This is a genomic window from Noviherbaspirillum sp., from assembly GCF_036846085.1.
In the GTDB taxonomy this organism is placed as follows: domain Bacteria; phylum Pseudomonadota; class Gammaproteobacteria; order Burkholderiales; family Burkholderiaceae_D; genus Noviherbaspirillum.
The window spans coordinates 1-9352 of the sequence record NZ_DAIUCO010000218.1; the positions used below are offsets into that span (position 1 = coordinate 1).

At 57.4% G+C, this 9352-nt stretch carries 10 protein-coding genes and 1 pseudogene; 6 read left to right on the plus strand and 5 right to left on the minus strand.

Annotation, left to right across the window (positions count from 1 at the left end; genetic code table 11):
• Positions 1-84 precede the first annotated feature (84 nt).
• Positions 85-1014, minus strand: coding sequence for an octaprenyl diphosphate synthase (gene ispB, locus V7080_RS20100; RefSeq protein ID WP_334190178.1), 930 nt, complete (start codon positions 1012-1014; stop codon positions 85-87).
• A gap of 291 nt (positions 1015-1305) precedes the next feature.
• Between ispB and rplU the strand changes: the two genes are divergently transcribed.
• The 4 genes from rplU (at position 1306) to proB (ending at position 4369) form a co-directional block, all read left to right on the plus strand.
• Positions 1306-1617, plus strand: coding sequence for a 50S ribosomal protein L21 (gene rplU / locus V7080_RS20105; RefSeq protein WP_151635680.1), 312 nt, complete (start codon positions 1306-1308; stop codon positions 1615-1617).
• Positions 1618-1660: 43 nt separating this feature from the next.
• Positions 1661-1918 (plus strand): 50S ribosomal protein L27, encoded by a 258-nt coding sequence (rpmA, locus tag V7080_RS20110; protein ID WP_334190171.1) that lies wholly within the window; start codon positions 1661-1663, stop codon positions 1916-1918.
• A 103-nt stretch (positions 1919-2021) separates the two neighbouring features.
• Positions 2022-3131: a GTPase ObgE gene (gene obgE / locus V7080_RS20115; protein ID WP_334190172.1), complete on the plus strand. Its 1110-nt coding sequence runs from the start codon at positions 2022-2024 to the stop codon at positions 3129-3131.
• 119 nt (positions 3132-3250) lie between these two features.
• A complete protein-coding gene (gene proB / locus V7080_RS20120) occupies positions 3251-4369 on the plus strand; it encodes a glutamate 5-kinase (protein ID WP_334190173.1) in 1119 nt (372 codons plus the stop codon).
• A gap of 42 nt (positions 4370-4411) precedes the next feature.
• Here proB and V7080_RS20125 read toward each other — a convergent pair whose 3' ends face one another.
• Together V7080_RS20125 and V7080_RS20130 are read right to left on the minus strand one after the other, a co-directional pair.
• The gene (locus tag V7080_RS20125) at positions 4412-4987 is read right to left on the minus strand and encodes a CNP1-like family protein (protein ID WP_334190174.1); all 576 of its coding nucleotides are present in this window, start codon (positions 4985-4987) and stop codon (positions 4412-4414) included.
• A gap of 7 nt (positions 4988-4994) precedes the next feature.
• The gene (locus V7080_RS20130; RefSeq protein ID WP_334190175.1) at positions 4995-5576 is read right to left on the minus strand and encodes an RNA pyrophosphohydrolase; all 582 of its coding nucleotides are present in this window, start codon (positions 5574-5576) and stop codon (positions 4995-4997) included.
• Between the two features lie 196 nt (positions 5577-5772).
• Here V7080_RS20130 and V7080_RS20135 point away from each other — a divergent pair, with 196 nt between their 5' ends.
• Positions 5773-7506, plus strand: a complete 1734-nt coding sequence (locus V7080_RS20135) for a proline--tRNA ligase (RefSeq protein WP_334190176.1) — start codon at positions 5773-5775, stop codon at positions 7504-7506.
• Positions 7506-8129, plus strand: a complete 624-nt coding sequence (locus V7080_RS20140; protein WP_334190177.1) for a lytic transglycosylase domain-containing protein — start codon at positions 7506-7508, stop codon at positions 8127-8129. Before V7080_RS20135 ends, V7080_RS20140 begins: the two co-directional genes overlap by 1 nt.
• 138 nt (positions 8130-8267) lie before the next feature.
• Here the strand turns inward: V7080_RS20140 and V7080_RS20145 are convergent, their stop codons facing one another.
• Together V7080_RS20145 and V7080_RS20150 are read right to left on the minus strand one after the other, a co-directional pair.
• Positions 8268-8765, minus strand: a complete 498-nt coding sequence (locus V7080_RS20145) for an SWIB/MDM2 domain-containing protein (protein ID WP_326858963.1) — start codon at positions 8763-8765, stop codon at positions 8268-8270.
• A 322-nt stretch (positions 8766-9087) separates the two neighbouring features.
• Positions 9088-9352, minus strand: a pseudogene (locus V7080_RS20150) (signal recognition particle protein); the annotation flags it as partial.

The window sequence follows — 9352 nt, forward strand, 5'->3', positions numbered from 1 at the left end:
CCTCTACGTCCCGAACGTAGCGCTCTACCAGGCAAGCTACACCCCGATTCCGGCGTCGTCACCGAGTGCGTAAGCGGGAAGTGCTTAATGATTTCGGTCGACCGCGAAAGCGCATAATTCTAGCAAAGAATCTTTGAATTGGCTATCTGACAGCTTTGTAATCGCTTCGCTGGCACGGCGGGCAGCTTTCTCAGCTTCACGCTTGGTGTAATCAAGCGCACCCGAGGTGGTGATTGCATGCAAGACGGCCTCGAACTGCTCTTCATCGCCATGTTCAATACAGGCCCGCACGAGGTTTCGCTGGTCAGGAGTGCCGTTTTGCAAGAGATAAATGAGTGGCAGTGTCGGCTTGCCTTCACGCAGGTCGTCACCGACATTCTTGCCGATATCGGTTGCGTTGCCGGAATAGTCCAGTACATCGTCGATGAGCTGGAATGCAGTGCCGAGAGATCGTCCGTACTCGGCGGCCGCGCTGACCGCTGTTGCATCTGCGCCGGCCACCAGTGCGCCGAGTTGCGCAGCGGCCTCGAACAGCTTGGCGGTTTTGCAGCGGATTACCTGCAGATACCGTTCTTCGGTGACGTCCGGGTCGTGCATGTTCAATAACTGCAGCACCTCGCCTTCGGCGATGACATTGGTTGCGTCGGCAAGGATGCGCATGACACGCATATCATCGACGGAAACCATCATCTGGAAAGCGCGTGAATAGACGAAGTCGCCGACAAGAACAGAGGCGGCATTGCCGAAAAGCGCGTTGGCCGTCTGCCGGCCGCGTCGAAGCGAGGACTCGTCGACCACATCGTCGTGCAACAGCGTTGCTGTATGAATGAATTCAATGACCGCTGCCAGCACGTGATGATGGGGGCCCGTGTAGCCATGGGCATTGGCAATCAGAAGCACGAGGGCAGGCCGGATGCGTTTCCCGCCTGCGCTGATGATGTATTCCGCAATCTGGTTGACCAATGGCACTTCCGAATGCAGTTGATGCCGGATGACCGTGTTCACGGCATCCATGTCAGCAGCAATCGGATCGGTGAAGGAGTGTTGGATGGCGGGTCGGAGGGCGGCGGACAAGATAAAAACCTGCTGAAATCATCAATTGCGGGAATTATACGACGACAAGGGTGCACAGCGTCGCGAATGGCATGGAGAGGCGAAGCTTGAGTCCGTCACCAGCCTGCAGGACAGTTTTTGCTTTGACTGAGATGCTAAGTCTATGTATAATTTGGGGTTTTCTCGAATTGGCCGGTCTGAAACGGGCGGTGGCGAGGAAAAGTTCCTTTAAATTAATCGATGAGGTTTCACATGTACGCGGTCATAAAAACCGGTGGCAAACAATATAAAGTTGCTGCTGGCGAAAAACTCAAAGTAGAACAGATACCGGCAGACATTGGTTCCGAAATCACCCTTGATCAAGTGCTCGCAGTGGGCGCTGGTGACACCATTAAATTTGGTGCGCCGCTGGTTGATGGTGCCAAGGTCCAGGCTACGGTAGTGGCGCACGGTCGTCACGATAAGGTTAAGATTTTCAAGATGCGCCGCCGCAAGCACTACCAGAAGCGTCAAGGCCATCGTCAAAATTACACCGAATTGCAAATCGTCTCGATCAACGCATAATCAAGCGAATCGTTCGAGCTAACCGAATATCCAGGAGTCTGAAATGGCACACAAAAAAGGCGGCGGCACCACGCGCAACGGTCGCGATTCCGAGTCGAAACGACTTGGCGTGAAGGTTTACGGTGGCCAAGCCATCAATGCAGGCGGTATCATCGTGCGCCAGCGTGGCACACGCATGCACGCAGGTGAAAACGTCGGCATGGGCAAGGATCACACCCTGTTCGCACTGGTCGACGGAAAAGTGAAATTCACCACCAAGGGCGCTGCACAGCGCCATACCGTGGTAGTCGTACCTGCCTGATCGATCGGGCAGCCAACGGCACAAGGCGAAAGCCTTCCTTCAAAAGGCTCTGCCGACGGTAGAGCCTTTTTAATTTGTAGCACCACATTTCAGCGGCAAAATCATGAAGTTCATCGACGAAGCAAAAATTGAAGTCATTGCGGGAGACGGCGGCAACGGCGTCGCGTCGTTTTGCCGTGAAAAATTCCGTCCTTTTGGCGGCCCAGATGGTGGTGACGGCGGTAAAGGCGGAAGTATCTGGGCGGTCGCAGACCGTAACATCAATACGCTGGTTGATTTCCGCTATTCCAAGCTGCACAAGGCCAAAAACGGCGAAAACGGGCGCGGCTCGGATTGCTACGGCAAGGGTGCGGATGATATTGAATTGCGCATGCCGGTCGGAACCCTGATCACCGATGTCAATAGCGGCGAAACTATTGCCGACCTGACTGATCATGGGCAAGCGGTATTGCTTGCCAAAGGCGGTGAGGGCGGATGGGGCAATATTCACTTCAAGACATCCACGAATCGCGCTCCGCGACAGAAGACGGACGGTAAGGAAGGCGAGCGCCGCGAACTGCGCCTGGAATTGAAAGTGCTCGCTGACGTCGGCTTGCTCGGTATGCCGAATGCTGGTAAATCGACATTCATCACCGCGGTATCCAATGCCCGGCCAAAGATCGCCGACTACCCTTTCACGACATTGCATCCAAATCTGGGCGTGGTGCGAGTCAGTCACGAAAAGAGCTTCGTGATCGCCGATATTCCTGGCCTGATCGAAGGAGCGGCGGAAGGCGCCGGATTGGGGCACCAGTTCCTGCGTCACCTTCAGCGCACACGATTGCTACTGCATATCGTGGATCTTGCGCCGTTTGAAGATACGGTCGATCCGGTGAAAGAAGCCAAGGCCATCGTCAAGGAGTTGAAAAAGTATGACGAGTCGCTGTTCGAAAAGCCGCGTTGGCTGGTTCTGAACAAACTTGACGTGGTGCCTGAAGATGAGCGCAAGAAGCGGGTCAAGGATTTCGTCAAGCGCTTTGGCTGGAAAGGTCCGGTGTTTGAAATTTCGGCGCTGACGCGCGATGGTTGCGAGGACCTCGTCATCGCGATTTATGAATATCTGGCGGCGCAGCGCCAGCAAGAGCATCGCGCGGAGGAGACGCAGATGGTTGAAGAGGCGCGTAGCATCGCTTCGATCGATCCGGACGATCCGCGCTTCAAGGTCATGGAATAAGAAGTTCGCCACCGGAGACGTTTTCGCCTGTGCGCGCAGCGAGGCGATCCGGAGCGATATCATCAGTATGGCAACTGCCTGCACGTCGCCTACCGTGCTGCGATGGACAATATAAAAATATGAACTCCGTCATTCAAAAATCCAAACGCCTGATCATTAAAGTCGGCTCATCCCTCGTAACGAATGACGGCAAGGGATTGGATCATGTCTCCATCGCCAAGTGGGCCGAACAAATCGCGCAACTGCGTGCCATGGGCAAGGAAGTAGTGCTTGTCAGCTCCGGAGCAATTGCGGAAGGCATGCAACGGCTTGGCTTTGAACGCCGTCCGACAGAAATTCATGAGTTGCAAGCATGCGCGGCGGTCGGCCAGATGGGACTTGCGCAAATCTACGAAACCAGCTTTCGACAGCATCAGTTGCGTACTGCCCAGGTTCTGCTGACTCACGCCGACCTGGCTGACCGCGAGCGCTATCTGAATGCGCGCTCGACCTTGTTCACACTGCTGCGCCTCGCTGTCGTCCCGATCATCAATGAGAACGATACGGTGGTGACGGACGAAATCAAGTTCGGTGACAACGATACGCTCGGCGCCTTGGTAGCCAACCTCCTTGAAGGCGACGCGCTTGTCATCCTGACCGACCAGAAAGGTTTGTACACCGCCGATCCGCGCAAGGATCCAAATGCGCAATTCGTTCATGAGGCAAAAGCGGGCGATCCGGCGTTGGAGGCAATGGCAGGCGGAGCCGGCACCGGCATCGGGCGGGGCGGGATGCTGACCAAGATACTCGCCGCAAAACGAGCGGCGACTTCCGGCGCGCATACCGTCATCGCCTGGGGCAGGGAGGAGCAGGTGCTGGTTCGATTGGCCTCCGGCGAAGCAATCGGCACGCAGCTGACCGCGCAAACCGCGCAGCTGACCGCGCGCAAGCAATGGATGGCCGATCACTTGCAGACGGCCGGCAAGGTGGTGCTTGATGCCGGGGCGGTTCTGAAGCTGACGACGGAGGGCAAGTCGCTACTGCCGATTGGCGTCATCAACGTGCAAGGCGAATTCGGTCGCGGCGACGTGATCACTTGTACCGATGAATCCGGCCGGGCCGTCGCCCGCGGCATGAGCAACTATGCCAGTTCAGACGCCCGGCGGATCATGCGCCGCCCGTCAGCCGACATCATGGAGATCCTGGGATTCGTGGAAGAGCCTGAGCTGATCCATCGGGATAACATGGTCCTGCTTTGAACCCAGTCAATCTTTAGCTTCCGTGTACTGCACCGTCGCTTGCTATCGTGAATGGTGCGGTGCGAGAGATCGTTGCTGACGCAGTCGCCCGACGATATCCCGGGCATTGCCCGCAATTGTTTTTTCCTGGCAAATATATTCCATCGCGAGCGCGGCATGCTGCCGATTGGCGGCATTTCTCATGATCGGCTCCCATTGATCCCTGCGTGATCGCGACCAGCTGCCATCGGGACGTCCGAATGCATACAGTTTTTTCTCGAATGATTCGCAACGAATGCCCTCGTAGCTGACATTGGTTGCACCGGCGCCGCTCCTGGTGACCATCGTGTAGCGCACGACACCGTCGCTTCCGACCGTGAGCGAATTGCCGTCGATGGCAAAGGACTGGGTTGCGGTGGCGCTGACATAGAAGGGAATGAGATTCTCTGCGGCCGGCGCGGCCGGCAACTGCACCGCTATTTCCTGCCAGGGCTTTTCCTCATCATCAAACTCTTCCTCGAAGCGGGACTGCGCGAGGCCAAGCGTCGCAAAGGATGTCAGCGATGCGCACGCAGCAGCAAGCAGCATGCGGCGCCTTGCCGATGTGCTGTTTGTGAAAAGAAAATTAATCAATGCCATTCAACGCTCATTCAGTCTTGGGTTTTGCCACCGGGGGCGACACTTCCTCGCTCACCCGCGTTCCATGGTTCTGGCGCAGGTAACGGGCATTCTGGCGCGGACCGCTGTTACGTCCGGGACGGGTCAGGAAGCGTGATAATTCCTGCAACGCCTTCTGATAGACTTCGCGCTTGAATTCAATCACGACGTCCAAAGGCACCCAGTAATCGTGCCAGCGCCACGCATCGAATTCTGGATGGTCGGTGATGCGCAGATTGATATCGCAGTCGCGGCCGATCATCCGCAGCAAAAACCAGATCTGTTTCTGGCCGCGGTAATGGCCCCGGATTTCACGCTTGATGAACCGGTCCGGTACCTCGTAACGAAGCCAGTCCCGGGTCCGGCCAATGATCTTGACGTGTTCGGCCCGCAAGCCGACTTCTTCTTCCAGCTCGCGGTACATTGCCTGTTCCGGCGTCTCGCCGAACTTGATGCCGCCCTGCGGGAATTGCCACGAATGTTCGCGCACCCGTTTGCCCCACCATACTTCATTGTTGGTGTTGAGCAGGATAATGCCGACGTTCGGGCGAAAGCCTTCACGATCCAGCATGTTGCACCTCAAAACTTTCTGCGGCTGGTGCCCTGTCGTTACCTGTTTGGCATGCGCCGCCCCGTACAGCGCCTCTGCAAGCGCTGTACGGGGCGGCAGTCATGAATCAATTGTGTGCGGAATGGGTGCATCAGCCAGCTAATCCTTTAAAATTGAGTTGATTATAACCCTCTCTTTTTAAAAAGAATTCACCGCCATGCGCGCCTCACGATTTTTTGTTTCCACTCTCAAAGAAGCCCCATCCGACGCAGAAATCATCAGCCATAAACTCATGCTTCGGGCAGGGATGATCAAACGGCTTGGGTCCGGCATTTATAACTACATGCCGATGGGCCTGCGGGTCATCCGCAAGGTGGAGAACATCGTTCGCGAAGAAATGAACCGCGCCGGCGCGGTCGAATTGCTGATGCCGGTCGTGCAACCTGCCGAACTGTGGCAGGAGACCGGACGATGGGACAAGATGGGCCCGGAACTGATGCGGGTCAAGGATCGGCATGGCAGGGATTACGCGATCCAGCCGACATCGGAAGAAGTCATTACCGATATCGTCCGTTCCGACATCAGATCGTATCGCCAGCTACCGATCAATTTTTATCATATCCAGACCAAATTCCGCGATGAGCGGCGTCCCAGGTTCGGCCTGATGCGAGGCCGCGAATTCACGATGAAGGATGCCTATTCCTTCGATCGAGATGCCGAAGGCATGCAGAAATCGTATCAGGCGATGTATGACGCCTATGTTCGCATCTTCGATCGCTTTGGCCTCCAGTTCCGCGCAGTTGCCGCCGACAATGGCGCGATCGGCGGTTCGGGTTCGCATGAATTCCATGTGATCGCGGATACCGGCGAAGATGCGCTGGTGTATTGCCCGGCTTCCGATTATGCAGCCAACATCGAAGCGGCGGAGGCACTGGCGCCTGCGGGCGAGCGTGCCGCGCCGGCGGCGCCGTTGACCAAGACGCCGACACCCGGGAAGTCGAAATGCGAAGACGTGGCTGCGCTGCTCGGCCTGCCGTTGTCGCGCACCGTCAAGTCCATTGTGTTGACAGTGGAACGGGAGCAGGAAGGAGTCGTCAAGAAGGAATTGTGGCTGCTGCTGCTGCGTGGCGACCATGATCTCAACGAGGTAAAGGCCAGCAAGGTGCCGGGTCTGTCCGGCTACCGGTTCGCTACCGAAGCCGAGATCATCGAGTGGTTCGGCACGCCACCCGGCTACCTTGGCCCGATCGGCACCCAGAAGCCGGTAAATGTGGTCGCGGACCGGACCGTCGCCGCCATGAGCGACTTTGTGTGCGGCGCCAACGAGGCGGATTTCCATTTCACCGGCGTCAACTGGGCACGCGACGCACAGGAGCCCATCGTGGCCGACTTGCGCAACGTCGTCGAAGGCGATCCATCGCCGGACGGGAAGGGCGTGCTGGCCATCCAGCGAGGAATCGAAGTCGGTCACGTGTTCCAGCTTGGAACCCGGTATTCGAAGGACATGAACGCCACGTATCTCGATGAAACCGGCAAGCCGCAGCTGATCCAGATGGGCTGCTACGGCATCGGCGTGACTCGCATCCTGGGCGCGGCCATCGAACAGAATTTCGACGACAAAGGCATTATCTGGCCCGCATCGATCGCGCCATTTGAAGTGGTGTTGTGCCCAATGGGGTACGACCGCAACGAGACGGTCAAGGCGGAAGCGGACAAGCTGTACGAGGCGCTTCTGGCGGCCGGTGTCGATGTGGTCCTTGATGACCGCGGCGAGCGTCCGGGCGTCATGTTCGCCGATTGGGAGCTGATCGGCGTGCCGCATCGCGTGGTCATCGGCGAACGCGGACTCAAGGAAGGCAAGCTCGAATACCAGGGGCGGCGCGATACGGCGGCCACTGCTGTTCCGGTTGCCGACATGGTGGCGTTCATGGGCGGCAGGCTGTCGAGCTGATGCGCGGTTTCGGTTTTCGGCGGCATCTCTGGTGTTCCGTTGCAATAGTGGCGTTCCTGTTACCTGCCGGCCCTGCGGCCGCCGGGAATCAGAAGGAGGAGGCGATAGCCGATTCGGTGCGCGTGGCGCTGTCCAACGCAATCAGCGATGCGCGCCCTCCAAGACCCGAGTTCGCGAATATCGATGAACGGATCCAGTACCTGCACTGGTTGGGCGAGATGTCGGAACGCCTGAAAAGAAAAATGCCCGACCGGCAGACGCGGCGGGAATTTCTGGAGACTGTCTGGTACGAATCCAAGCGCGCGGGACTCGATTCAGCGCTGGTATTGGGATTGATCCAGGTCGAATCGGCATTCCGGAAGTACGCCATTTCCCCGGTCGGCGCCCACGGCTACATGCAGGTCATGCCGTTCTGGACGCGGGTGGTCGGCGATGGCGATCGCAGGAAGCTGTTTCACATGCAGACCAATTTGCGCTATGGCTGTTCGATCCTGCGCATGTATCTCGATATGGAAGGCGGCAATCTGTATCTCGCGCTGGGGCGCTATAACGGCAGCCGGGGCAAGGCCCCATATCCCAACGCGGTTCTGGCCGCATGGAAACAATGGGAATTCAGGAAGTGACCGGTGCCGCAAACGCGTCCGACGGACCTGCTTCCTCCTTGGTCGAAATGATGTCGGATGCGCCGGGCTGGAAGCTGCCAGCGCAAACAAAAACGCCCGCGCGATGCGGGCGTTTTTGTTTGGCCTTTGGGAAAACGATTATTGCAGGTGATTGGAAATGAGTTTGGTCATTTCAAACATCGACACTTGCTTCTTCCCGCCAAACACAGCTTTCAGCTTGTCATCCGCATTGATCATGCGTTTGTTGGCTTCGTCTTGCAGCTTGTTCTTCTTGATGTAGTCCCAGACCTTCTTGGTGACTTCAGTACGCGGCAGCGGATTTGCACCGATCACTGCGCCCAGTGTGGCGGACGGTGTCATCGGCTTCATGAATGCTGCATTTGGTTTGCGCGCGGTCTTTGGTTTTGCTGCGGCTTTCTTTGCTGCCGGCTTGGCTGCTGCCTTCTTGGCTGGCGCCGCTTTCTTTGCTGCGGGCTTCGCTGCGGCCTTCTTCGCTACAGGCTTGGCTGCCGCCTTTTTAGCAGGAGCGGCTTTCTTTGCTGGTGCTGCTTTTTTTGCTGCGGGCTTTGCTGCTGCTTTCTTTGCTGCGGGCTTCTTTGCGGCTGATTTGGCCGCGGGTTTTTTGGCTGTTGCCATCTTCAAGCCTCCTTCACATAAGTGTTGGGAAAATGCGTCATATCACGCACCGCTAATAGTGGTGCGCTTTTGATGGCTATGCAAGTCTTTTTTACACGTATTCACGCGATTTTGTCTGCTTGGTGCCACGTCGTTCTTCATAGGAGAAAAGCATGATGGCCAAGGGCGGACGGGGTAGTGCATCGCCATAGTGCGATTTGCCGAGGCCGGAAGAAGGGCTTTGGGACTTGGGTGGGAGCGGACGCTTGGCCGCGGAGGAGGAACGGGAGGCTCCGAAGGAGCGGTTGCCTCCATGGCGGGCGCCGCCGTGGAGGCAAGGGGATCAGCGCATGCCGGGCAGCATGCCTTTCATGCCGCGCATCATTTTCGCCATGCCGCCGCCTTTGAGCTTCTTCATCATCGACTGCATCTGCTCGAACTGCGCCAGCATGCGGTTGACTTCCTGGACCTGGACACCGGCGCCGGCGGCGATCCGGCGCTTGCGCGACGCCTTGATCAGTTCCGGCTTGGCACGTTCCAGCGGCGTCATCGAGTTGATGATGCCCTCCATGCGGCGAACCTGCTTTTCGGCCTGATCCATATTGGCC